The sequence below is a fragment of the Ignavibacteriota bacterium genome (assembly GCA_016707525.1).
GTDB lineage: Bacteria > Bacteroidota > Ignavibacteria > UBA10030 > UBA6906 > JAGDMK01.
Genome location: JADJHP010000010.1, coordinates 158613 through 183029 on the forward strand (window position 1 = coordinate 158613; position 24417 = coordinate 183029).

A 24417-nucleotide genomic window follows, 5' to 3' on the forward strand; every position below is an offset into this window, starting at 1 on the left:
CGGATATGCAACGACGGAGTTTCCTCCGCTATGCGGCAGCGACCGGTGCAGGGTTGCTGCTTGCCTCACACGACAGGGCCCTGGGCGGTGAAGAACCGTCCTCATCCGATGACCTGCAGATCGCGCTGATCGGTGCGGGTGCGCAGGGACAGGTGCTGATGAACGCGTGCCTCAAGATCCCGAACGTCCGTTTCCGGGCGGTCGTGGATATCTGGGAGGCCTATAACCTGCGCCGTGCCCACCGCATGCTGCAGAAGTTCGGACACAAGGCGAACGCGTACATCGACTACCGCGAAATGCTGGCGAAGGAGAAGGGGCTGGATGCGGTGCTCATCGCCACGCCGGACCACTGGCATGCCGAGCAGACCGTGGAATGCCTGAAGGCCGGCCTGCACGTGTACTGCGAGAAGGAGATGGCCAATACCCTCGAAGGCGCACGCAGGATGGTGCTGGCCGCGAGGCAGACGAAGAAGCTCCTGCAGATCGGTCATCAGCGGCGGAGCAATCCGCGCTACCTGCATTGCTACAAGAAGCTGATCCAGGACGCAAAGCTCCTCGGGCGCATCACCGCGATCAACGGGCAGTGGAACCGTTCCGTGCAGCCGGACAACGGCTGACCAAAGGATGCGGTGATCGGTCAGGCCGTGCTGCAGCGGTTCGGATTCAAGTCCATGCATCAATTCCGCAACTGGCGCTGGTACAAAGGCCTGGGTGGCGGGCCGATCGTGGACCTTGGCTCACACCAGATCGACATCTACTCGTGGTTCCTCAATGCCAATCCGCACACCATCGTTGCCAGCGGCGGCACCGATTACTACGACAAAGCCACGCACGAATGGTACGACACCGTGCTCGCCACGCTGGAATACAACACCCCGGCCGGCAAGGTGCGAGCGTTCTATCAGACGCTCTCCACGAACAGCAATCAGGGATACTTCGAAACGTTCATGGGCGATCAGGGGACGCTGGCGATCTCCGAATCGGGCGGACGCGGCGGCGTGTACCGCGAGCCCGCGGCCCCGGAATGGGAGAAGTGGGTTTCGATGGGGTATCTGAAAGCACCTGCACCCGAACCGAAGAAGGCCGCGAGCGAGGCGGTGCTGGATGTGCGGGAGACCATCGCGCCGGCGCATGAGATCCCGGTGAAGTTCGACGACCCGTATCACAAGCCGCATCTGGAGAACTTCTTCAATGCCATGCGGGGAAAAGAACCGTTGAACTGTCCGGCGGAGATCGGGTACGAGACCGCCGTGACCGTGCTGCGCATCAACGATGCCATCGAGCGGGGCGCGAAAGTGACCCTCGATCCGTCGGCATTCAGGATCTGACAGGATGCGCACCATGACCCTACGATCAGTGTTCCTGTTGTGCATCGCGGCAGCGGCTCCGGCCCTCGCGCAGAAACCGGAGTTCATCGGTGATGCGCCCGATGGCACGCGCTCCGCTCCCGTGCATCTCATCCGCATCTATGATGAGAACGGCGTGTTGATCACGCCGGGCGATACGCCGGCGATGCCGTATTCCCCGCACCACGTGCGGCAAAGTGCCACGACTATGCGAAGATCCGTCACGGCTGGCACTTCAATGCGGCGGATTCGGGTGCGGCGACCGGGCGTCCGGGCGAACCGTGGATCCTGGTGGATCGCGGGGCGGGCGTGCAGGTGCCGTTGTCCTACCGTCCGTGGAAAGGGACCTTCCAGCCCGGGCAATTCGGACTCACCACGCTCGGCTTCCTGAAATCCTTCGGGCGTCATGTGCCGGGGGGCGGTGTGGGCGAGATGGAAGAGAAGCGGGACCAGCGCGACTACGTCCGCTGGGAGATCTCCGGCTCGCTCGATGTGAACTGTCAGAGTTGCCACAATGCCGATCCGGCGCAGCATCCAGCCGAGTACGGCGTGCAGGTAGCGCGGCAGAACTTCCGCTGGGCACCGGTCGCATCGGGCGGCTTCGCGATGGTGCAGGGATCGGCGGGCGAGATGCCCGACAATTTCGACATGTTCACCAGCGTGCCGCCCGAGGCATCGGACAAAGTGCCGCCGGGTGTGCGCTACAACGCCGCGAAGTTCGATGCATCGGGCAAGGTCTTGTTCCAGGCCGTGCGCTCTATCCCACCGTCGCAGTGCTACTTCTGTCATTCGTCGAAGGTCATCGACGGGAGCGTGAAAGAACGCTGGCAGAAGGACGGGGATGTGCACATCAGTGCAGGCATGATCTGCGTGGATTGCCACCGGAACGGGCTCGATCATCAGATGGTCCGCGGGTATGAAGGCGAGGCCGTGCAGGGCTCGCATACAACGCTCACCTGTCGCGGGTGTCATCTTGGCGACGCAGAGGCGGGTGGACGGCGGCGCGCACCGCGTCCGGAGCACAAAGGCATTCCGACCGTGCATTTCGAGAAGCTCTCTTGCACCACCTGTCATTCAGGTCCGATGCCTGAGGATGCGACGACACTCGTGAAGACCTCGCGAGCTCATGCGTTGGGGATCCCGAAAGCATCGCGTGACGACGACGCGCTGCCGCACGTCACCACGCCCGTGTATGCGAAAGACCGCGATGGTGTGTATGAGCCATCGAATCTCGTGTGGCCGTCGTACTGGGCATTTGAAACCGGCAGCGCCGTGGTTCCCGTGCTGCCCGAACGCGTGAAGCCGCTCATCGCCGCATTGCATGAAGGCGACAGCACGTACGTTCCGGGCCGCTGGCCCCGGTTCACCAGCGATGACGTGGCGACGGTATTGCGCGGTCTGGCGGCGATGGACAGCAGTGCCGGGGATCCCGTGTACATCAGCGGCGGGAGGGTGTTCCGGATGTCGCCTGAGGGAAGGCTCCTCAGCCGCGCTGGTGATGCGGCACAGCCCTATCTGTGGCCCATCGCGCATGATGTGCGTCCGAAGGATCAGTCGCTGGGTGCGCGCGGATGCGACGACTGTCATGCCCCCGGCGGACCGTTCTTTGCGGGTACCGTCCGTTCCATGTCGCCCTTCTTTGCAGGCGATGACACCACGGCGAGCATGACCGCGTTCCAGGACCAGGGGCCGGTGTATCCGTGGCTTCTTTCCACCTCGTTCTATTTCCGTCCTGTGCTCAAGGCGCTCATCATCCTCGCGTTCCTCATCATCGCGGCGGTCGTGCTGCTGCATATCATGCGCGGGATCGGCTACGTTGTGCGCGCGTTTGGCAAGGGAGGTGCGCGATGACATTCGCGATCATCAGCATCCTCGTTGCCGTGGCGGTCAAGGGTTTGATCGCGCGCGATGCCCGGCGTCGTTTCGGCTCGTGGGGTACGGCGGCACAGGTCATCATCACCGCGGTCCGTTCGGCCTTCACTGCCGGTGATGCGGTGGGGAAGGGGTGGTGGCCGCGGACCATCGCCGGAGCGCGGCAGGCAGCGTATCTTTCGTCGGCGGTCCTTGCATGCATCCTTGCCATCACCGGGTTCATCCCGGCGGTGTTCACGGCGTCGTCGCCATCCGGGACGCTTCTGTTGATCCATATGATCGCCGCCCCGTTGTTCGCGTTGACTCTTGCCGCAGCATCGCTCCTCTGGTCGCACGACCAACAGGTGCGTGAAGAAGATCTTCCGCTTCTTGCGCAGGTGGTGCGAACCGGCACGCTGTACGGGGCCGTAACGCTGTCGGCGGTGGCGCGCGCGTTGTACTGGCTCATCCTCGTGCTTACACTTCCGCTCTTGCTCTCGATCATTCTCTCGCTCTTCCCCCTGTTCGGCACGGAAGGGGAGCACTGTCTGATCGGGCTGCACGGGTACAGCGCCCTTGCGCTGATGGTGCTGGCGCTTCTTCATGGATATATTCGTATCTTACTGACGCTCTCAGGAACACATCAAGGTTGATGGAGGAAAGAACAGTGAAGACTTCAGGAGTACTCATCATTGCACTGGTGCTGGCAGCGGCACTGATGATCGTTGCATGCGGAAAGACCCCGGAGAAGCAGGAGACCCCTGCCGCCGGACAGACCGCGGCACCGGCACCGGCCGGGGACCAGCAGCAGGCAACGCCGTCGCAGCCGACGGGCAACACCGAACAGGCCGCACCGCAGACCGCAGCGCCGGAAGGGAACGAGCAGCTCGTGCCCATCGACATCAAGCTGCCCAAGCCCATGTTCGTCGGGACCCCCACGAACATCGCCGTCCCGAATCTCGAGAAGCCGCTCGGCAAACAGCGTCCACCCTTCCTTGCACCGGCGGGGACGAAGAACGTGGCGGCCGGCAAGCCGGTCACGAGTTCCGACGAGCTGCCGACCATCGGTGAGCTTACGATGGTCACCGACGGCGATAAGGACGCTTCCGAGGGAAGTTATGTGGAACTCGGGCCGAAGCTGCAGTACGTGACCATCGATCTCAAGGCGCAGCACACCATCTCTGCCGTGGTCATGTGGCACTTTCACAAGCAGGCCGTCGTGTACCATGACGTCATCGTGCAGGTCGCCGACGATCCCGATTTTGTGACGAACGTGCGCACGATCTTCAACAATGACATCGATAACACAGCGGGACGCGGTGTGGGCAAGGACATGAGCTACATCGAGACCTCTGAAGGAAAGCTGATCGATGCGAAGGGTGTGCAGGGGCGGTATGTGCGACTGTACAGCCGCGGCAACACCGCGAACGAGCTGAACCACTATATCGAAGTTGAGGTATTCGGCAAACCGGTCAAATGAACCGTGGTGCGCTGATCCTTCTGGCCGTGCTCCTGGCAGGCGCGCTCCTGCGCCTGCCGGACCTGGCCGTCCGTCCCATGCACACCGATGAGGCCGTGCATGCGGTCAAGTTCGGTACCCTCCTCGAGTCCGGCGACTACCGGTACGACCCCTACGAGTATCACGGCCCCACGCTGAATTTTCTCACGCTCATTCCTGCGTGGATGGGTGGCGTGCACATGTACGCTGCGCTGCAGGAATGGCACCTGCGCATCGTTCCGGCTGTGTGCGGCATACTCCTGCTTGCGCTCTTCCTTCTGTTCGATCCTCACCGTGCGCTGGCCCTGGGGCCGCCGTGCTGGCCGCCGTCTCCCCTGCGATGGTGTTCTACAGCCGCTACTATATCCAGGAGATGGTGCTCGTCTTCTTCACCCTTGTGCTTCGCGGCGGGGATCCATCGATATCTGCAGGTTCGGACGCGGGGGTGGGCGGTGTTCACCGGTGTTGCCGCCGGACTCATGTTTGCGACGAAAGAGACGAGCGTCATCACGTTCGGGGTGATCGGAGCGGCATGCATCGTGGTCTGGCTCATGCATCGGCAGCGAGGCGAGAGATCGGCATTACCCCCACTCGCGCACTGGCTCATAGCAGGCGCTTCCGCGTTCATCGTCATCATCGTGTTCTACTCCTCATTCGGCAGGAACCCGCGGGGCGTACTGGACGCCTTCGGCACATTCGCGGTGTATGTGGAACGTGCAGGGACGACCGGCCGCCATCTGCATCCGTGGTACTACTATTTGCAGATGCTGGGGTGGTCGCATGCGCCCGATGGGCGTTTGTGGACCGAAGCCGGCATTCTGCTCTTTGCCGGTGCAGGGTTCGTGCGGGCGTGGAAGGAGCGGTTCGTGGTCAACGATCCCGCCGCGGCGTTTCGTGTGACCACGGCCATTGCCACGTTGCTCATGCTTGCGATCATCTCCGTGATGCCGTATAAAACTCCATGGGTCATGCTCACCGCGCTGCTCGGACTGATCATCATGGCTGGGAGCGGCATCGAAACATTCCTTGCCGGCGCCGACCGGATGCGGGTGGTGCGATTCATGCTCGTGGCCGGGATCGTGATCCATCTTGGATGGGAGGCCTGGAGTGCATCGTTCGCGTACGCTGACCGGCCAGGCAATCCGTATGTCTATGCGCATCCGACAGGCGACGTTATCGAGATCGGCAAGGCCGTGACCGCGTTGGCGGCGGCAGCTCCATCGCCGATCAGCGTCGTGGTGTGCTATCAGGATGGCGACTACTGGCCGATGCCGTGGTACCTCCGCACGATAGCGCAGACCGGATGGTGGTCATCCGTCCCCGACTCGCTTCCCCGGGCGGACGTCGTGCTGGTATCCCCTGAGCTTGAGTCTTCCGTCACGAAAGCACTCTATGAGCGCTCTGCACCGGGCGAGCGTCCGTTATACGTCACGCTCTTCAGCAGGCCGGCCTACGTCCGTCCGGGGCGTGAGATCCGTGTGTACACCACGCTGGCATTGCGCGAGCTGGGCCAACGGGCCGGAGGCAAATGATGTCTGCCCCAGCCATGCACCGGCACTCCCATCACGCCATGGCCACGCTCTTCGAGGTGTTCATTGCCGGCGAGGATCCCGGCTTCGCTGCCGGTGCCGCACAGGCCGCCTTCGAGGAGATCGACCGGCTCGAGCAGGAGTTCAGCCGGTATCGTCCGAACAGCGACATCGCACGCATCAACAATCTCTCCCCCGGCGGCGAGACGCGCGTCAGCGCCGACACCTTCGCCTGTCTGCAGCTTGCGCATCAGTACTGGAAAGCCACCAACGGCGCATTCGACATCACTATGGGGGCGCTCATGGATGTCTGGGTGGCACCCGACAGGTCACTGAAGAACCCCGATGTGCGTGAGGTCGAAGAAGCCGTCCGCCGGTCCGGCATGCACCTCCTCACACTGGATGAAGAGACCTATCTTGTGGGTGTGGGCGACCACGTGCCGCGGATCGATCCGGGAGCGATAGGGAAGGGGTACGCCGTGGATGCGTGCATCGAGCTCCTGCATGAATGGGGTGTCGATGCTGCGCTCGTGCATGGCGGGACCAGCACCGCGAAGGGATATGGGCACGCATGGCCGGTGACGGCGAGCAGCTTTGCGGATCCGTCGCGCGTACTCAGGGAGTTCACGCTCGATGCGATGGCGTTGAGCGGATCGGGCATGAAGAAGGGTCGTCACATCATCGACACGCGGACACACCAGCCGGTGGCCGGCCGGCATGCGGCCTGGGTGTGTGTACCATCGGCAACGGAGAGCGATGCGCTCTCCACGGCGTTCATGGTGATGTCCATGGCAGAGATCGCTGAGTTCTGTGCTGCCCGCAGTGACCTCCGGGCCATCGTGATCGATGATGATGGCGCGTCGGGTGAACGGGTACTCAGCTACGGGTGGGGAAGCGGCGGCTCAGCCGGCGGATAGCAAGAAGGTCAGTGATGACCTGCATGGCGTGGCTACGCGCCTTCAGACGGCTGTCACTGTCGCAGCTCCACGACACAGGGAACTCGGTCATGCGGTAGCCCTGTTGGAGGGCAAGGACCAGCACCTCCACATCAAAGAGGAAGTGCTCGGTCGTGCACCGCGAGAACAGAGCGCGGGCGACATCTCCCTGATACATTTTGAACCCGCACTGCGTATCCGTGAGCTCCTTTGGCAGGGAAAGCGTGCGGAGGAGGATCCAGCGGACGATGCGGGAGAGCTTCTGCCGCCAGGGGTCCTGTGGCTTCTCGATCCTGCTTTCCGGCAGCCAGCGTGAGCCGTGGGCGAGCTGATATCTGCCGCTCTTCAGGAGTGCAAGCCCGCGGAGCGCGTCGGTATATGGCACCGTCAGCCCTGCGTCGGCGAACATCACGTATGCTCCCTCGGACTTCATGATCCCGGCGCGGACCGCAGCGCCTTTGCCGGCGTGGTGCTGGAGGGTGATCACGGTAAGGGGTATGCGGAATTGCAGCATCCCCCGCAGAGCAGCATCGCCCGTGCCGTCCGTGCTGCCGTCATCCACGACGATGATCTCGCCGTCGATGTTGTTGTCGGCGAGGAACATGCCGGCCGCATCCACATCAGCAGCGATCTTGCGTGCTTCGTCGAAGGCAGGAATGATGATCGAGAGTTCCATCATGGGGTGGGGGGGGACTCTTCAGCGGCGGCAAGAAGTTCCTGGTGGAGTTCCCTGTTGATCATGCGGATACGATAGGAAATGGCCATGCAAAAATCAAGTTGTGCTTGAGTTCTGCAAAACTCACCCGGGGTCCATCTTCTGATCGGGGAGACGCTCTGCCGGGAGAGAGATCCGACCCCGACGTGCGTCCTTGACTTTGCAATGAAACGGCGGGATATTGTGTTTACTTCTGTGGTCTCCGGCCAGACGGTGGCCGGCCGCGGTTCCCTGCGTGCAGCATTGCTCCGAACGAACCATAGGTCCTGATGGAACGATTGTGTGCTGTTGAGAAGGCGGTTGATATCCCGGCACAGTACCGCGGCACGCCGATCGCGGACATGCTGGAGTTCCACAACCTGGACCGGCCATACCAGACCTACGCCAGCTCGCAGTTGCTGATCGGGATGTGCATGGACAACCGGAAGCACCTGCATATCCCGGACAACTTCGCGTACATCATCCGTTCGGGCGGCGCGAACCTCCGCTACAGCGAGTTCAAGGTCTCGTATGCGATCGGTGTCGGCGGCGTGCGGTGCATCGCTCTCGTGGGGCACGACCAGTGCGGCATGGTGAACCTGGTGGCGCGACGGCAACTATTCGTTGACGGGCTCGTTGAACATGCAGGATGGACGCTCCAGGCCGCGGAAGAGCATTTCAACACGTTCGCTCCGATGTTCGAACTGACCAACGAAGTGGATTTCATCCTCAGCGAGGTCCAGCGGTTGCGGTCACGGTATCCGGCGATCCTCGTGGCGCCGATGATCTACCGGATGGAAGACAACCGGCTCTACATGATCCGCGAAAGCTGACGGTCAGGCCACCGAAAATCATCAATGAATGAAGGAGTAACTGTGGAAGAGACGAAGGGTACCGGGGAAACAGGTGCGAAGAAACGTCCGCAGGGACGGGCGCTCGCTGTGAGCATCGGAGTCGGTGTGGCTATCGGCGCGGGCGTCGGCGCTGCAACGGGCAATATGGGGTTGTGGCTTGGCATCGGCGTTGCGATCGGTGCAGGGCTCGGAAGCGCTCTCAATGCCAGGGATGCGGGATCATCACAGAACAAACATGATTCATGACAGAGGTGGTACCATGACGCAGTGGAAACGTGGTATGCTGTCCATTCTTATCGGAGGGTGTATGCTCTCGGCAGGTCTCCAGACCACGGATGCACAGTCGAAGGTCGAGACGGGATTCCTCAACCGCACGGTGGATGTGAAGGGGGCGACATACAAGTATCAGGTGTATGTGCCGGCGGACTATGCCTCGTCTCAGAAGTGGCCGGTGATCCTGTTCCTGCACGGCGCAGGCGAGCGCGGCAAGGATGGCCTGCTGCAAACGCAGGTCGGGTTGCCTGCCGTGATCCGCGGCGATGTGAAGAAGTATCCCGCCATCGTGGTGATGCCGCAGGTGCCGCCGGATTCGATGTGGAATGGTGCCGCGGCGCAGGCGGCGATGCTGGCGCTCGAGACGACCTTGAAGGAGTATGCCACGGATGCGGACCGGGTGTATCTCACCGGACTGTCGATGGGCGGGAATGGTTCGTTCTATCTTGGCTACCGCCATGCGGAGAAGTTCGCCGCAGTGGTCCCCATCTGTGGCTGGATCACGCCCTGGACCGAGCGCTGGCGTCCTGCCGATGTGGTGGCGCCCGGCGACGGGGCGACCGCATTCGAGCGGATGGCGGAGAAGCTGGCAAAGACGCCGGTGTGGATCTTCCACGGCGAGATGGACCCCGTCGTACCGGTGGAGCAGTCGCGCAAAGCGGCTGAGGCGCTGATGAAGATCAACCCGCTGGCCAAATACACGGAGGTTGCGGGCGTGGGACACAACTCCTGGGACAATACCTACAACTCGGGATCATTCATCGCGTGGTTGTTCGCGCAAAAGAAGCACTGATAGGAAGGAGGAATGTTTGATGTTCTCAATACTGAAGACACCACTCGTTGCGCTGGCGGTCCTGCTGCTCTGCGCGTTCATCATGGCGGGGTGCTTCCCCGGCGGACAGTCCTTTTCCGAGAACGAGCCGGCGGGATTCTTCTCCGGCATCTGGCACGGCTGGATCGCGCCCATTTCGTTGATCGTCGGTTTCTTTGACAGCAGTATCCATATCTATGAGGTGCGGAACACCGGGTGGTGGTACGAGCTCGGGTTCTACATCGCTGTGATCTCGGGTTTCGGAGGGATCGCGCTGACGAGGCGGAAGAAGAAGAAAGACCACTAAAGCTTCTGCCTGAAACAGAGAAGGACGGCACATGCCGTCCTTTTCTGTTTCAAGAGCATCACACTACCAGCAAGGGCGGTCACGCATCTCCCGCGGCGACCTTCACAGCCGCTTCGTACGCGGTGATAAGTTGTGCGGGTGCCGGCACCGGCCGGCGGGTCTTCAGATCCACGAAGATGCCCTCCTGTGTTCCCGTACAGCACACCCTCTCGCCGACACGGATCTCAAAACCGATCTGCCACTTCGACCTCCCCATCGACTCGATCCACGCCTCACCCGTAGGTTGGTCCTGGATCGTGATGGGCCAGCGGTAATGAATGTCCGTGTGTGCCAGGATCGGCGTCACACCCGCAGCGAGCATCACCCGCAACGGGTGATACTTCTCGAGGAATGCGGTGCGCAGGTCCTCGAACCAGCGCACATACACGATGTTGCTCACGATCCCCATGGCGTCGATATCGTACGCAGGCACGGTGAAGCGCAGGTCGATCTGCATGCTGTGAGGTTGTCGGGTGGGGGGATTCATAGATATTTCCGATGGTCGATATGGGGACACCATCTCCAAGATACAAAGAATGCAGAAGAGAAGCGCCGGATGCTCTCCGGGTCTGTGGGACACCGGGCACGAGTGCAGGGTACGGCTATCCATGAAATACCAAGGGCCCGCTCGTCTCTCCGACGGCGGGCCCTGATGCTGTGTGATGACGTCGGCTACTTCTTGTCCATCGCTGCCGGAGCCGGTTCAGGCATCGGCGGCATGGTATCGTTGTTCCAGGTCTCCGCCTTGATCCTCAGCTTGCCGTCCGCCCCACGCTCGTAGATGTTGATGTACTTTCCCTTGTCCGTCATCGTCCCCATGCCCGGCATCTCCATCGTCATCTCGTACGTGCCGATGTCGTACACGTACTTGCCGCCGGCGCTCACGTCGATACTCGTGAACTTCACGCTCGTGAACTTCATCCCCATCGACATCATCTGGCCGAAGAAGTCTTTGATCTCTGCCTTGCTACGAAGCAGCGGACCGTTGTTCGGCAGAGAAAATGGAGCATCGACATACTGGGTCATGGTGGTGTCTATCGTGCCGGCTATCATATCCGCTGTTGCCTGCGCGAGGAACGCATCGACCTCGGCCTTGATCTTGGTGTGGTCCGGTTCCTGCGAACAGGATGCGACAAGCAGGGCGGTGAGGGTAAGAAGAGCCAGAGCTCTCATAGAACCTCCAGTGAATGTGAGGAAAGTGGTGCATCAGGAGCACGTGCGAGCGTGCTGTGGGTTACTGCCAGACACCCGGTATCTGCTGGTGGCAATCGGGACAGGTGCCGTTCTGCATGCGGTTTGCCCGTATCCGGTAGCCGGTGCGCTCGATGATGGTGGCGTTGCAGCCCGGACAGCAGGTGTCCTCCAAACGTGCGGTGCGCCCCGGAAGGTTCCCGGCATAGACGAAATGCAGCCCCGCATGCCGGCCGATCTCCGCGGCGCGAACGAGGGACGCTGCAGCCGTGGAGGGCCGGTCCGTCATTTTGTAGTCCTCATGGAACGCGGTCACATGCCAGGGGATGTCCTTCGAAACTGAGGCCAGAAATCCTGCGATTTCACCCAATTCTTCGTCGGTATCATTGAATCCGGGGACGACGAGCGTGACCACCTCCACCCAGATCTTCATCTGTACGAGACGCCGGATGGTGTCCAATACGGCTTCCAGCTTGCCGCCCAACTGCTGGTAGTTCTTCTGCCGGAAGCTCTTGAGGTCGACCTTGTAGCAACTCACATACGGCGCGAGGTACTCCAGCACCTCCGGTGTCGCGTTGCCATTGGAAACATAGGAGCACCGGATGCCATGCCGCTTCGCGAGTCGGAAGACCTCAACGGCCCATTCGGAGGTGATGAGCGGTTCGTTGTAGGTGCTGGTGATGACCGGGATCCGGTTCTCGAGGGCGATCCCGACGATCTCATCGGCGGTGATGTCGCGGCGCGGGGCGCCGGCCTCCGGATCGCGAAGGGTCTGCGAGGTGAACCAGTTCTGGCAGTACGCGCAATGATAGTCGCAACCGAGCATGCCGAAACTCAGCGCACCTGCCCCGGGGAGGACATGGAAGAATGGTTTCTTTTCGATCGGGTCGATCTGGAGTCCGGCAACGTACCCATGCGGGACCATGAGAACGCCATCGGCGTTGAAGCGGACCTTGCAGATGCCATCATGATCGGGTGCGATGCGGCACCGGTGGCCGCAGGCGGTGCAGGTGACCCAGCCGTTGTCGCCGCGTTGGTACAGTTCACCCGGGCGGGTGAGGTGGGCGAGGGAGGCCCGGAGGGGTATGTCAGAGGCTGCATGTTCCATGGTGGACCATACCGTCGATCATCGATCGCAGGGGCGGTGCATGCACCGCCCCTACATGGGTACACATCGTCCCCCATGGATATACGATATCAATCCGTGGTGGTATACCGTCGCATGGGATACGATATCAATCCGTGGTGGTACCGTCCCCGGCACGGGGCGGTATACCGCCCCCACATAAACGGCCCGTGGGACCGGCCGGCGTTACGTCCGCAGATACGACGCGCAATTGGCGTCGATGATGCACCCCGTCAACGCATCCGTGCCATCGGATGCCAGGAACATGATCGTCCGCCCGATCTCTTCGGGCGTTGCCACGCGGTGCATCGGGCTCTGTCCGAAGATCTCCTCTCGGCCCGGGCCTTCAAGCATCGGTCGCGCCATATCCGTATCCACCCACCCCGGTGCGATCGCGAACACATAGATCTTGTGCGGCGCGAGTGCCTTCGCCAGCGACTGGCTCATGGCGTTCATCCCGGCCTTGCTTGCGCCGTACGCCGGCCCATCCGGTTCACCGCGGAATGCGCCGCGCGAGGTGATGTTGATGATGCGTCCGCCCCCCTGGCGGATCATTGCCTGTGCCGCGCCGTGCGCCACGTTCGCCGCGCCCAGCAGGTTCGTACCGATGGTCGTCTGCCACGCCGCTGCCCATTCGTCGAACGCGGTCTTTGCGGGATGATGATCCACCCAGAGCCCTGCATTGTTCACCAGGACATCGATGCGCTGCATCTTTGCCACGACCTCATCCGTGAGGCGCTTCGCCTCGGCCGGCACGCCGAGGTCGGCCTGGAAGATCGCGTGCCCCTTCCCGGGGAGTGATGCCAGTGTCTCTTCTGCGCTTTTCTTGTTGGCGTTGTAATGGACCGCGACCCTGGCCCCGTCAGCAGCGAACATCTGTGCCGCGCACCGGCCGATACCACGTGATGCACCTGTGACGAGTACGACTCTGTCCTTCATGATGCCTTCCCTCAGTGTGTGGTGTCCGTGTTCTTCATGTCTGCATCGATATTGTCATTCCAGAGGTACGTGCGGGTCTCGGCGATGATCACGCCGGTGAGTACGAGCAGCGTGATGAGGTTCGGGATCGCCATGAGTCCATTCGCGATGTCCGCGAAGGTCCACACGATCGGCAGAGAGAGGACCGAGCCCAGCATCACCGCCACGACCCAGAGCCAGCGGTATGGCGCGACGACGCGCGGGCCCCAGAGATACTCCGCGGCCTTCTCGCCGTAATACGACCAGCCGAGGATGGTCGAGAAGACGAATGTCAGGAGTCCGATGGTGAGCACGATCGAACCGATGATCGGGATATCGGTGAATGCCGCATTGGTGAGTTCCGCGCCGCGCAGACCGTTCAACCACTCACCGGAATTCACGACCACCAGTCCGGTCATGGCGCACACCACGACGGTATCCCAGAATGTACCGGTGGAGGAAACGAGCGCCTGCCGAACCGGGTTCTTCGTCTGTGCCGCGGCGGCCACGATCGGGGCGCTGCCGAGTCCGGATTCATTGGAGAAGAGTCCGCGTGCGATACCGTAGCGGATGGCTTCCTTCATGCCGGCTCCCATGAACCCGCCGATCGCCGCCTGTCCGCTGAACGCGGAATTGAAGATCAGGCTCACCGTGGCGGGGATCGTTTCGTAGTGCATGCCCAGGAGGATGAGGCATCCCAGCACATAGAAGATCGCCATGAAGGGGACAAGCGCTTCGCATACTGTGGCGATGGACTTAATGCCGCCAATGATCACCACGGCCGTCAGGGCGGTCATGGCCATGCCGGTGATCCATGGGGAGACGCCGAACGTATGATCCACCATGGTGGAGATCGAGTTGGCCTGCACCATGTTGCCGATGCCGAATGCTGCCACGGCGGTGAGTGCGGCGAAGACCACGCCCAGCCACTTCATCTTCATGCCGCGCTCGAGCACGTACATCGGTCCGCCGGCCATGGTCCCGTTGGCCGTGGTGATACGGTACTTCACGGCCAGGAGCGCCTCGCTGTACTTTGTCGCGATCCCGAACACGCCGGTCAGCCACATCCACAGCACCGCACCCGGTCCGCCGGCCGCGACGGCCGTTGCAACACCGACGATGTTCCCCGTGCCGATCGTCGCCGCCAGCGCCGTGGTGAGCGCGCCGAACTGGCTGACGTCCCCTTCGCCCTCGGAGGAGCGTTGGAGGGAGATCCGGATCGCCTTGCCGATGAAGCGCTGGATGAACCGGAGCCGGAATGTGAGATACACATGGGTGCCAAAGAGCAGGATGAGCAGGGGATAGCCCCAGATGATATCGCTGACCGATTGCAGGAACTGTTCGAATGCCGCCATGCAGGATCCAGGGTGTCTGTGGGGGACGGAAGAGTATCGGTAGAATGTAGAGAGATTCGGACCCATGTGCAACGGAGGAACGGCGCAGCCCGCCCGGTCCACGGCATCGCAACCTTTCGGCGCTCATCGTCGTCTAACGAGTACTGGGGATGTTCTACGCACAGGTCGCTCATGCCTTTCCGCTCCACGCAGTACCTCCTTGTTGCAGCCATCGCTGGTGTTGTGCTGGCCGCATGTTCATCGGGTCTGGCCCAGCAGCCGAAGACCCTGATCCTCCATGCCGCCCTCGTTGCGCCACGCATCGACGGTGAGATCGATCCGGTGTGGGCAGAGGCGGATTCCGTCGCCGACTTCGAGCAGATGGGGCCATTCTACGGCAAGCCACCCACGGAGCGCACCGTGGCAAAGGTGCTCGCCACCGATGAGGCGCTCTATGCCCTGATCATCTGCTACAGCACGCATGCTGCGATCCAGGACCATGCCGGCATCCACGACCAGTGGACCGGTGATGGCGTGTCGGTGATGCTGGATACGTTCAATGACCGCACGTCGGCCTACAAATTCGGTGTGAGTGCTTCGGGTACCCAGGCCGATTCACGCCTGATCGATGACGGCCGCAACCGCGACGGCAGTTGGGATGGCGTGTGGTTCGCCCGCACTGTTATCCACCCGTGGGGATATGTTGTGGAGATGGAGATCCCGTTCAAGTCGATCCGGTACGACGGTGAACTCAAAGAGTGGGGATTGGATTTCGACCGATGGATCCCGGAGACAAAAGAGGACATCTCCTGGATCCAGTACGAACAGGCTGAAGGCCAGCGTATATCGAAATTCGGTCATCTGGTGTTGAACGGAGCCAAGCCGACGGCGAGCGGACTGAACCTGGAGATCTATCCGGTCGCCGTTGCCCGTTCGGAGTACGATCCATCAACGAAGAAGTACAAGGTGGAACCGGATGCGGGCATCGATATCTTTTATAACCCTTCCGAGAAGCTCACCTTCCAGCTCACGGGCAATCCCGACTTCGCACAGATCGAGGCCGACCCGTTCGAGTTCAATATCTCCCGGTACGAGACCTACTATTCGGAACGCCGTCCGTTCTTTACCGCAGGGAACGAAGTGTTCATGGCCGCAGGCCGCGAGCAGAACTCCGGCTTCTACCGCCCGCTGGAATTGTTCTATTCCCGCCGCATCGGACAGTCGCTGAGCGATGGTTCGCTCGTGCCCCTGAATGTGGGAGCAAAGACCTTCGGGCGCCTGGGTGCCTGGGAGTACGGTGCGTTTCTGGCGCGTACCGGTAGCGTGGACTATGATGACGACGGGACCCTTACCAACGAACCCACGGCCACCTTCGCTTCAGCACGGGTGAAGAAACAGATCTTCGACAACTCCAGCATCGGGGTGCTCTTCGTGGGCAAACAGACACCGGGCAGGCTGGAAGGCGTGGTCGATGTGGATGGGGCCTTTCGTTCACCGACGTATCAGCTTGCCTACCAGTTCGCACGATCGCTCAACAACGGCAAGGGCGACTTCGCCGGCTCGGCCGGATTCCGATCGTTCACCAAGGATTGGGGACTCCTGATCCGTACGCGTGCGATCGGGAATGCATTCGACGTCGACGCCGTCGGGTATGTTCCCTGGAAAGGGACCGCCAATTTCACGATGATCACCGGACCGATGTACTACTTCGATGAGGGGCCGGTCGTATCCATGTTCCAGTATGGCGGCTTCTCGGCGACCTATGAGGACGCCGACCTCGCGACGGACTGGGTGGGGGCGCTTGGACTCAACATGCAGTTCCGGAGCAATTGGGGATTCGAGACGACGGTCATCGGCGGGCGCAGCAAGGATGAAGGGATCCGGTATGCGTACTTCGAGTTCGACCACAGCATGTGGTTCAACATCTCTCCCCGCTGGAGCGGGAATGTATGGGGTGGCTACTCCCACGGGTACAACTTCTCGCGTGAATACGTGGGGTCCTACATCTGGCTCGGCAGCTATGTTGAATGGAAACTCTTCTCCACGCTGGAACTCGGCACCTCATACAACATGTACATCGAGAAGATGCCCGGCGGCGGCATCGAGGATATCACGTACAATGCCCGGCCCTACATCTCCCTGACGCCGATCACCAATCTGAACCTGCGCGTGTACATGGACGATGTATTCCTCCGGTCGTCCGATCAGAACGAGCGTGTGATCGTGGGGTTCCTGTTCTCGTACAACTTCCTTCCGAAGAGCTGGATCTATCTGGCCTTGAATGAGATCCAGGAACGACAGGATGTGCTGGATGGTGTTGGCCAGGCGACGGGCCGGAGGATGGAAGTGGCCGGACGGGCGGGGGTGGCGAAGGTCAAGTACCTCTACTATCTGTAACATTCTGGAAGGCGACCAGACTGGTCGCCCTATTGCGGAACCCCGGCGATGTTGCTGTGTATCGCACCAGTCTGGCCACCCCGTCGCGTAAGCCCCACGGAGATACCCTTTCCCTTAGGGTCGACCCATCTGGCGGCCCTGCGGGATATTCGACGCTGTCGGTGCGCCGGTCACAGCCGTTTGATCACCACGAGCGTCTTATCGTCCTGGTTCTTCCCCCGCGCGCCGTATGTCTGCACACGATCCATGATCATGTGTGCGATCTCCTGGGCCGGGCGCATGTGCAGTGCGGCGACGTCCTGCGACAGGCGCTTCTCGGTGTACTGATTCTCCCGCGCATCCATCGCTTCGATCAACCCGTCGGTGTAGAGCACCATCACATCCCCCTGTCCCAGCACCGCACTCTCACGGCGGAACTTCTGGTCCGGGAACGGACCGATGATGGTCCCCGTGGCATCCAGCATCTCCACCGTATGCGTCGACTCGTGGTAGATGATCGGACGGGGATGTCCGCAATTGATGTAGAGGCAGATCCCTTTGGTATCGTCCGTGAGCTCGGCAACGAACAATGACAGGAACCGCTCGGCAGGGAACATCCGGTGGACGAGCTGGTTGACGCGCTGGATGAGGGAAGTGAGCTTCGTCTGGAACCCGATGCCCATGCGGAGCGCGCCGGACACATACAGGGCCTGTACGGCGGCGACCATCCCCTTGCTCGCGGCGTCGCCCACGGCCACAGCGAGACGGTCGCCTTCCTCGTTCTCGATGTAGTCAAAGAAATCGCCCCCGACGATCTTTTCGGCAAGGGAGATACCGTGGATCTCATAGCCGGCGAAGCGCCGGCTGCGGTTGGGGAGGATGCTCTGCTGGATCTCCCGTGCTTTGTCGAGGTCCTTCCTGTATGCCGAACTCCGCCGCTCGTTGTGCTGACTGCTGACCATGGACGAGACCGTCATCCCGATGATGTCCAGCGTCGGCGCGATCTCATCCTTATTGAGGTTTGTGTTGAAGGAAAGCACGTACTGGTAGAGCGGCGTGCCATCCACCCGGACGATGTCGCCCACGCCGGTGGCGGAGTACTTCAGGATGCCCTGCTTGCGCAGATAGGAATCGGTTTCCTTCAACACGACCGTGCGCTGCCGCGGGAGGAGGGTGAAGAGAGCGTATTTGTCCGCCCGCAGCTTGTAGTGGTCCTTGATCTGCTGCACCGAGCCGACCTGCGCGATGAGCTCGTAGGAGAAGTCGGACGCGCTCAGGCGCCAGGCGCGGCCGCCGGTGATGTCAATGCCGGCATGCTCGACGATCTGGGTGATCACGTGGCGCAGGAGTTCGGTGGTGGAATCGAACTTCCGCGCGGAGAAACTGGCGATGGTCTTCCGGAGCTGACGCTGGTTCATGGGCATGGTGCAACCGTGCGGGAGTGTATCCGTATACTCTGGAGGAGGTGACCCATGGTGAAATTTCTTCTCTGGATCCTGTTATTCATCGTATGCTGGCCGCTGGCGCTGCTGGCCCTTATTCTGTATCCGATCGTCTGGCTGCTTACGCTGCCGTTCCGGCTCATCGGTATCACGGTGGACGCCATCTTCTCGTTCCTCAAAGCGCTACTGATGTTACCGTCCCGCGTGCTGGGCGGCAAGAATGCGAACTGATGGGACACATGCGAAGACCGCCACGCAAAGTCTCATCTTTCCATTATCCATTCCCCGGTATCCGTTCCCCATTGCTCATTTATATTTGTCGCCCTGTCCTTTTCCCTTCTTGAAGTCTTTCATGATCTTCTTCCACCGCTCCTTCTCCCGGAGCTGGGCGGCCTTGTCTGTTCTCCGTTCCTGGTAGGCGCGCTCCCGCAGCATTTTCTCGAAGTTCCCCAGCCGCCCCGGGTCCAGTTCACCCCGTTCGATCGCCGCATTGACCGCGCATCCCGGCTCACTGGCATGGTTGCAATCGGTGAAGCGGCATTGCAGCGCCAGCTCCTCGATGTCCTCGAAAGTCTCTTCCACCCCTTCGTCCGCATCCCAGAGCTGGATCTCGCGCATCCCCGGCGTATCGATGAGGAGTCCGCCTGACGGAAGCTGCACAAGCTCCCGGTGACTCGTGGTGTGGCGGCCTTTCCGGTCGCCTTCGCGCACATCCCCCGTGATGAATCGTTCCTCTCCCAGCAGGGCATTGGCGATGGTGGATTTGCCTGCTCCCGAGGGGCCGAGCAATGCCGCGGTCTCTCCGGCAGGCAGGTGCTCCAGTACCGCGGCGAGCCCGGACCTCTTCTTCGCGCTCGTGACGACCACCGGGATTCCCGGGATGGTCGCGCGCACTTCATCCACGACCTCGTCCGCATCGGGATCGAGGTCGGCTTTGTTCAAAACGATCACCGGGCGTGCCCCGCCCTGGGAAGCGAGCACGAGATACCGTTCCAGCCGGCGGATGTTCACGCCTGCATCGAACGCATCAACGAGGAAGACGACATCGATGTTGGCGGCGACGATCTGTTCCTCTTCGCGTTCGCCGGGATTCCTGCGGGTGAAGCAGGAGCGGCGGGTGAGGATCGTATGGATCGTGGCGGTGCCTTCACCGGGTCGTTTCTTGATCGCGACCCAGTCGCCTACCGCCGGATAGTCCCCGGCCGTTCGTGCGGCATAGTGGATGCGGCCGGAGATCTCCGCATCCCACTCACGCTCGCCGTCGGTAAGCGTGTACCTGTTCTTCTGGCGTATGATCACGCGTCCCGGCTCGAGTGATGGATCACCAAGTGCGGCCAGGTGCGCTGCGAACGAAGCGTGCCAGCCGAAGGCACGCAGTGCGGTCTCTGCTGATGCGGTCAACGGAATTCTCTTGCTGTTGCGATCATGGCACGGAGATTCTCCGGCGGTGTATCGGGTGGAAGGGCGCAGCCGGCGTTCAGAATAAAACGTGGAGTGTCCGCGAACAGTTCCAGCAGTGCCCGTGTTTTCTGTGCGACCTCCGCCGGCCTGCCGAGCGCGAGGACACCGCTCGGATCGATATTCCCGACGAAGGCCGTACGCGTGGCCATCATCCGGTGGGCAAGGAGCATGTCGGTCTTGTAGTCGATCTCCAGTCCATCTGCTCCCGTCGCGATCATGTCTTCGATGATCGGGCCGGTGTCGCCACAGATATGAAGAATATACGGCTTTCCCAGTCCATGTGCCGTGGCAACGATGCGCTGCTCGTACGGCAGCGCGAAGCGCCGGTACAGTCGCGGCGAGATGAGGTCCGTCCCTGCGGTGCTGTCGCCGTTGGAGAGCATCGTCACGCCGGTCTCCGCCATCAGGACAAGGAACTGCGACGTGATCGCGGTGCAATGTTCGAGGAGTGCATGGATATCCTCTTCACCGTCGGGGTCCAGCAATTCGGCCATCCACGAATCCATCCCCCGCACAAGCGCGGCGAGGGTGAACGGGCACTGGTCGCAGTTGCCGCGGATCGCAACCTCTCCTTTGAAATGCTGGACAAGGAGGCGGCACGCTTCCAGCCATACGCCGATACGTTCGGCGTTGCGGAGGTCGACCGGCGCGAGTTCGCGCACCTCGCGGAGTTGGTTGAGCCGGCCACGATGGGCACGTGCCGGTGCATCCTCGGGAAGGTCCACGGGAACACCGGCTGCCTCAGCGAGCGCCACCGTGTCCACATCCACGATGATGCCGTCGTAGCCATACCGCTCCACGGCATGGATGAACGCATCGGCAAGCGCCCGCGGGTCGCGCCGGAAGCGCCCCATGGTGATGCCGTCCTCCCGCGCCGCCATCTGGAAGTTGTGGAGGATCACCGGAACCCTGTCGGGCCATTCGCCGCGCAGGGCGGCCAAACACCGCTCTGTTCCGTTCATGCGTGTGCTCCGTTCGCGCTGGAATATTTCTGCATCCTGTTCAGGAGGACGGCCGTGAGAATCAGTCCGCCCCGCACCACATGTTGCCAGTACTCGTTCACGTTCAGCAGCGTCATGCCATTGATGATCACGCCGAGAAAGATGATGCCCACCATCGTACCGCGAACCGTGCCTGCACCGCCGGTGAGGCTCGTGCCGCCGATGATCACCGCTGCGATGATGTCGAGTTCCCATCCTTTCGCTGTGGTTGCGGTGCCGGACATGATCTCCGAGGACTGCAGGATGCCGGCCACGGCGGCGAGTCCGGAGGTGAGCGCAAGCACCGCGGTTTTGATGCGCGCCACGGGGATGCCGCTCAGCCGTGCGGCTTCACTATTGCCACCGACCGCATACACGGAGCGGCCGAACACCGTGTGGTTCATCAGCACCAGGATCACGCCGAAGGTGGCGACGAAGATGATGGCAGGAACGGGGATCCCGGCAAGATACCCGCCGCCCAACGTGCCATACCACTCGGGGAACGGCGTGAGCGGGAAGCCGTCGGTGAGCAACTCGGCAATGCCCGACAGCCCGGTCAACAGGGCCAGTGTCGTGATGAACGACGGCACGCCGTACCGGGTGCGGAGGACGCCGGTGATCCATCCCGGCACGAGACCGGTCCCGATGGTGATGAGCATGGCGATGAGCACCGCGGGAACAGGCGAGACTGCGGCTCCCAGATGGCCGGTGAGCCACGCCATCCAGCAGCCGGCGAAGGCGACGGCGGAGCCGACGCTCAGGTCGATCTCGCCGGCGATGATCACCATCGTCATGCCGAGCGCGATGATCCCCTGCATGGAGATGTTCCGCAGGACGTTCAGAAGGTTCTCCGCGGTGAAGAACCCGGGAGCGGCAAGAGCGAGCGCCACGCACAGAACGGCGAGGACAGCTTCCAGGACGAACGTATGGGACGAAAGCTTCATGTGGGTTCCATGCACTGTGCGAGCAGTTCTTCGAGTGTCGTGGTGCCGCCGTCGAGTTCGCCAACGATCCGTCCGTGCCGCATCACCAGGATGCGGTGACAGAGCAGGAGGAGTTCTTCGAGTTCGCTGGAGACCACGACCGTTGCCAAACCGCGTTTGCTGAGGGCGGTGATGGTCTGTGCGATCTGCGCCCGCGCCGAGAGATCGATGCCCCGGGTCGGTTCATCCAGCAGCAGCACGCGGGGATCCGTGGCGAGCCATTTGCCCAGCACGACCTTCTGCTGGTTGCCGCCGCTGAGGGCGCTCACGGGCATGCGCTGGTCCGGTACGCCGATGCCGCATTCGCGGATCGCCGTCGTGACCAGTTCATCCTCACGCCGTGTGGAGACGAATCCCCGTTCCGTGAGGCGCGTGAGAGCGGCCAGACAGAGATTCGCCCGCACACTCAGGCTCGTGACGAGGCCATGGTCCTTCCGGCTTTCCGGGGCCATGACCACGCCGGCGCGCTTCATGACGCCGGGGTCGGAGGGGTGAGTCACGGTGCCGTTCACCAGCACATCGCCGCTCACCGGCACATCAGCGCCTGCGATGGCGCGGAGCAGTTCGGTACGCCCCGATCCCAGCAATCCGGCGATGCCCAGTACTTCACCCTCCCGAACGTCGAAGTCCACATCCTGGAATGCCGGTGGGCGCGAGAGTCCGCGCACCTGCAGGACCGTTCGTTGTCCCGGCTCGTGATCGAGCATGCGCGTCAGCTTCACATCCTCACCGAACATCATGTTCACCATCTGTGCGGGTGTCACCTCCGCTGCAGGGAAGGAGCCGCCGCACACGCCATCGCGCAGTGCGGTGATCGTGCCGGCGAGTTGCCGCAATTCACCCAGGCGGTGCGTGATGTACAGGATCAACACCCCGCGAGCGGCGAGGGTCCGGAGCAGAGCGAAGACCGCCTCTGCTTCCGCGAACGAAAGTGCGGAGGTCGGTTCATCGAGGAGCAGGACATCGGGATCGGCGCTCATCGCCTTGGCGATCTCGACAAGCTGCTGTTGGGCCACCGGCAGGGTGCCGACCTTCGCCGAAGGAGAGAGTGAAAGGCGCAGGCCTGTGAACAATTCTTCGGTGCGCCGGGAGGCTTCTTTCCAATCCACGAAGCGCGAAAGGGCACCCGTGCGTCGCGGCAGCCGTCCGAGATGGATGTTCTCCGCGATGCTGAGGTCCGGAAGCAGGCTGAGTTCCTGATGCACGGCAGCGATGCCTGCCCGCCGGGCATCGCCGGGAGAGCGGAAGCGGACTTCATTGCCATTCAGGAGGACGGTACCGGATGAAGGGGCGATGGCTCCCGTCAGGATCCTGACGAGCGTGCTCTTTCCTGCGCCGTTCCGTCCGATCAGCGCATGGATACTCCCGCCCGTCCACCGGACGGAAAAATCCTTCAGGGCAACGGTGCCGGGATAGGTCTTGGCGACCTGCTGGAGTTCAAGGATGGTCATGGGAGAGCATCGACTGCAATTCGCTCTTGAACGTGCGTACATCGTCGGGCCGGGTGCGGGTGAGCAGGCGGCCGGGAAGGGCGACCCTCGCACCGACCTGCTGTTTGGCGAGGACGCCGAGTGCTGCGTCCACCGCGCGCGAGCCGATGAGGAACGGCTGCTGTCCGGTCACGGCCTGGAGCACCGGCTCTTCCGCAAGCAGAAAATCCGCGAGCTGGTCGCTTGCGTCGGTGCCGAACACCGCAACGCGGCCGGTGCGGCCGGAGTTCTTCACTGCCATCACCGCGCCCACCGTGCCGCCTTCATTCGCGGACCAGATCAGGTTCACGCCGGGGTGTGCGGTGAGGATGTCGCCCACCTTTTTCACGGCCTGCTCGGCGAGCCAGGCATCCTGCTCGGCAACGATCTTCACGCCGGGAAGCTGCGTGATCTCGTTCACGAAGCCGTCGCGACGCTGCTTATAGATCTCCGGCGCCTGCGATTGGAACCCCAGGAGTGCCACGGTGGCTTTGCCGCCGAGCACCGAATCGATGTAGGCGCGTGCCGCACGCCCGGTGGATGCGCCGAGTTCCACCTGATCGCTCTCGATGAACGAGGCGGGGATGGCGTTCTCCACCGTTGTGTTGTAGGTAATGACCGTGATGCCCTTCTCCTTTGCGCGCTGGAGCGCACTCATCGAAGCGCGCGCACTGAGCGGAGAGATCACGATCGCATCCACGCCCTGTGCGATGTAGGTGTTCACGAGCTGGATCTCCTTGTCCGGCCGCCCCGCGCTGTTGGCCTCGAGGAGTTCCACGCCTGCTTTCTTTGCGGCGTCACGCATACCGAAGAGCACCAGCCGGAAGAACTGATCCTCCTGGAACACGATGCCCGCGATCCGTTTCTGCGACGGGGCGGTGTTCTTCCCGCCGCAGCCGATGAGAATGGCGGAGGCAAGGAGCAGGGAGCCTGAGAGGACGAGGAGTCGGGAGCGCATAGG

Annotated in this window: 25 protein-coding genes; 13 read left to right on the forward strand and 12 right to left on the reverse strand. The window is 62.0% G+C overall.

The features are described 5' to 3' along the window. Nucleotides 1-5 precede the first annotated feature (5 nt). The 7 genes from IPI01_16160 (at nucleotide 6) to IPI01_16190 (ending at nucleotide 7141) form a co-directional block, all read left to right on the forward strand. Entirely contained in the window at nucleotides 6-617 is a 612-nt protein-coding gene (locus IPI01_16160) for a Gfo/Idh/MocA family oxidoreductase (protein MBK7259303.1), read from the forward strand. A 12-nt stretch (nucleotides 618-629) separates the two neighbouring features. Beyond that, entirely contained in the window at nucleotides 630-1328 is a 699-nt protein-coding gene (locus IPI01_16165; protein MBK7259304.1) for a hypothetical protein, read from the forward strand. Between the two features lie 309 nt (nucleotides 1329-1637). Next, on the forward strand, nucleotides 1638-3197 hold the full coding sequence (locus tag IPI01_16170) for a hypothetical protein (GenBank protein ID MBK7259305.1): 1560 nt from the start codon (nucleotides 1638-1640) through the stop codon (nucleotides 3195-3197). Continuing rightward, the gene (locus tag IPI01_16175) at nucleotides 3194-3850 is read left to right on the forward strand and encodes a hypothetical protein (GenBank protein ID MBK7259306.1); all 657 of its coding nucleotides are present in this window, start codon (nucleotides 3194-3196) and stop codon (nucleotides 3848-3850) included. Before IPI01_16170 ends, IPI01_16175 begins: the two co-directional genes overlap by 4 nt. Further along, nucleotides 3850-4677 (forward strand): hypothetical protein, encoded by an 828-nt coding sequence (locus tag IPI01_16180; protein MBK7259307.1) that lies wholly within the window; start codon nucleotides 3850-3852, stop codon nucleotides 4675-4677. The genes IPI01_16175 and IPI01_16180 overlap by 1 nt, the downstream gene beginning before the upstream one ends. Then, a complete protein-coding gene (locus tag IPI01_16185) occupies nucleotides 4674-6227 on the forward strand; it encodes a hypothetical protein (protein MBK7259308.1) in 1554 nt (517 codons plus the stop codon). The genes IPI01_16180 and IPI01_16185 overlap by 4 nt, the downstream gene beginning before the upstream one ends. After that, nucleotides 6224-7141: an FAD:protein FMN transferase gene (locus IPI01_16190; GenBank protein ID MBK7259309.1), complete on the forward strand. Its 918-nt coding sequence runs from the start codon at nucleotides 6224-6226 to the stop codon at nucleotides 7139-7141. The genes IPI01_16185 and IPI01_16190 overlap by 4 nt, the downstream gene beginning before the upstream one ends. Here IPI01_16190 and IPI01_16195 read toward each other — a convergent pair. Continuing rightward, entirely contained in the window at nucleotides 7101-7838 is a 738-nt protein-coding gene (locus IPI01_16195) for a glycosyltransferase (protein MBK7259310.1), read from the reverse strand. The two genes, IPI01_16190 and IPI01_16195, sit on opposite strands and share 41 nt — an antisense overlap. 305 nt (nucleotides 7839-8143) lie before the next feature. Between IPI01_16195 and IPI01_16200 the strand changes: the two genes are divergently transcribed. The 4 genes from IPI01_16200 (at nucleotide 8144) to IPI01_16215 (ending at nucleotide 10098) form a co-directional block, all read left to right on the forward strand. Continuing rightward, nucleotides 8144-8686 carry a carbonic anhydrase gene (locus IPI01_16200; GenBank protein MBK7259311.1) on the forward strand — a complete coding sequence of 181 codons (543 nt, stop codon included), beginning with the start codon at nucleotides 8144-8146 and terminating at the stop codon, nucleotides 8684-8686. A gap of 42 nt (nucleotides 8687-8728) precedes the next feature. Next, a complete protein-coding gene (locus IPI01_16205) occupies nucleotides 8729-8953 on the forward strand; it encodes a hypothetical protein (GenBank protein MBK7259312.1) in 225 nt (74 codons plus the stop codon). Between the two features lie 61 nt (nucleotides 8954-9014). Continuing rightward, nucleotides 9015-9773 carry a prolyl oligopeptidase family serine peptidase gene (locus IPI01_16210; protein ID MBK7259313.1) on the forward strand — a complete coding sequence of 253 codons (759 nt, stop codon included), beginning with the start codon at nucleotides 9015-9017 and terminating at the stop codon, nucleotides 9771-9773. Between the two features lie 19 nt (nucleotides 9774-9792). Further along, entirely contained in the window at nucleotides 9793-10098 is a 306-nt protein-coding gene (locus tag IPI01_16215) for a hypothetical protein (GenBank protein MBK7259314.1), read from the forward strand. Nucleotides 10099-10177: 79 nt separating this feature from the next. Here IPI01_16215 and IPI01_16220 read toward each other — a convergent pair whose 3' ends face one another. From IPI01_16220 to IPI01_16240, 5 genes are all read right to left on the reverse strand, one after another. Next, the gene (locus IPI01_16220) at nucleotides 10178-10594 is read right to left on the reverse strand and encodes an acyl-CoA thioesterase (GenBank protein ID MBK7259315.1); all 417 of its coding nucleotides are present in this window, start codon (nucleotides 10592-10594) and stop codon (nucleotides 10178-10180) included. A gap of 215 nt (nucleotides 10595-10809) precedes the next feature. Beyond that, nucleotides 10810-11310 carry a hypothetical protein gene (locus tag IPI01_16225; GenBank protein ID MBK7259316.1) on the reverse strand — a complete coding sequence of 167 codons (501 nt, stop codon included), beginning with the start codon at nucleotides 11308-11310 and terminating at the stop codon, nucleotides 10810-10812. A gap of 61 nt (nucleotides 11311-11371) precedes the next feature. Continuing rightward, on the reverse strand, nucleotides 11372-12436 hold the full coding sequence (gene amrS, locus IPI01_16230) for an AmmeMemoRadiSam system radical SAM enzyme (protein ID MBK7259317.1): 1065 nt from the start codon (nucleotides 12434-12436) through the stop codon (nucleotides 11372-11374). 204 nt (nucleotides 12437-12640) lie between these two features. Beyond that, a complete protein-coding gene (locus IPI01_16235) occupies nucleotides 12641-13393 on the reverse strand; it encodes an SDR family oxidoreductase (GenBank protein MBK7259318.1) in 753 nt (250 codons plus the stop codon). Nucleotides 13394-13404: 11 nt separating this feature from the next. Further along, the gene (locus IPI01_16240) at nucleotides 13405-14766 is read right to left on the reverse strand and encodes a sodium:alanine symporter family protein (GenBank protein MBK7259319.1); all 1362 of its coding nucleotides are present in this window, start codon (nucleotides 14764-14766) and stop codon (nucleotides 13405-13407) included. Nucleotides 14767-14937: 171 nt separating this feature from the next. Between IPI01_16240 and IPI01_16245 the strand changes: the two genes are divergently transcribed. Continuing rightward, nucleotides 14938-17142, forward strand: a complete 2205-nt coding sequence (locus IPI01_16245) for a carbohydrate binding family 9 domain-containing protein (protein MBK7259320.1) — start codon at nucleotides 14938-14940, stop codon at nucleotides 17140-17142. A gap of 170 nt (nucleotides 17143-17312) precedes the next feature. Here IPI01_16245 and IPI01_16250 read toward each other — a convergent pair whose 3' ends face one another. Next, nucleotides 17313-18539 carry a serine/threonine-protein phosphatase gene (locus IPI01_16250; GenBank protein MBK7259321.1) on the reverse strand — a complete coding sequence of 409 codons (1227 nt, stop codon included), beginning with the start codon at nucleotides 18537-18539 and terminating at the stop codon, nucleotides 17313-17315. A 54-nt stretch (nucleotides 18540-18593) separates the two neighbouring features. Here IPI01_16250 and IPI01_16255 point away from each other — a divergent pair, with 54 nt between their 5' ends. Continuing rightward, nucleotides 18594-18794 (forward strand): hypothetical protein, encoded by a 201-nt coding sequence (locus IPI01_16255; GenBank protein MBK7259322.1) that lies wholly within the window; start codon nucleotides 18594-18596, stop codon nucleotides 18792-18794. Between the two features lie 75 nt (nucleotides 18795-18869). Here IPI01_16255 and rsgA read toward each other — a convergent pair whose 3' ends face one another. From rsgA to IPI01_16280, 5 genes are read right to left on the reverse strand one after another with little or no spacing between them, the layout of a single operon-like run. Beyond that, on the reverse strand, nucleotides 18870-19940 hold the full coding sequence (gene rsgA / locus IPI01_16260) for a ribosome small subunit-dependent GTPase A (protein MBK7259323.1): 1071 nt from the start codon (nucleotides 19938-19940) through the stop codon (nucleotides 18870-18872). A 20-nt stretch (nucleotides 19941-19960) separates the two neighbouring features. Beyond that, nucleotides 19961-20986 carry a uroporphyrinogen decarboxylase family protein gene (locus IPI01_16265; protein ID MBK7259324.1) on the reverse strand — a complete coding sequence of 342 codons (1026 nt, stop codon included), beginning with the start codon at nucleotides 20984-20986 and terminating at the stop codon, nucleotides 19961-19963. Then, on the reverse strand, nucleotides 20983-21948 hold the full coding sequence (locus IPI01_16270) for an ABC transporter permease (protein ID MBK7259325.1): 966 nt from the start codon (nucleotides 21946-21948) through the stop codon (nucleotides 20983-20985). The genes IPI01_16265 and IPI01_16270 overlap by 4 nt, the downstream gene beginning before the upstream one ends. After that, nucleotides 21945-23480 carry a sugar ABC transporter ATP-binding protein gene (locus IPI01_16275; GenBank protein MBK7259326.1) on the reverse strand — a complete coding sequence of 512 codons (1536 nt, stop codon included), beginning with the start codon at nucleotides 23478-23480 and terminating at the stop codon, nucleotides 21945-21947. Before IPI01_16275 ends, IPI01_16270 begins: the two co-directional genes overlap by 4 nt. Continuing rightward, nucleotides 23425-24414, reverse strand: a complete 990-nt coding sequence (locus IPI01_16280) for a substrate-binding domain-containing protein (GenBank protein MBK7259327.1) — start codon at nucleotides 24412-24414, stop codon at nucleotides 23425-23427. Before IPI01_16280 ends, IPI01_16275 begins: the two co-directional genes overlap by 56 nt. Nucleotides 24415-24417 lie beyond the last annotated feature (3 nt).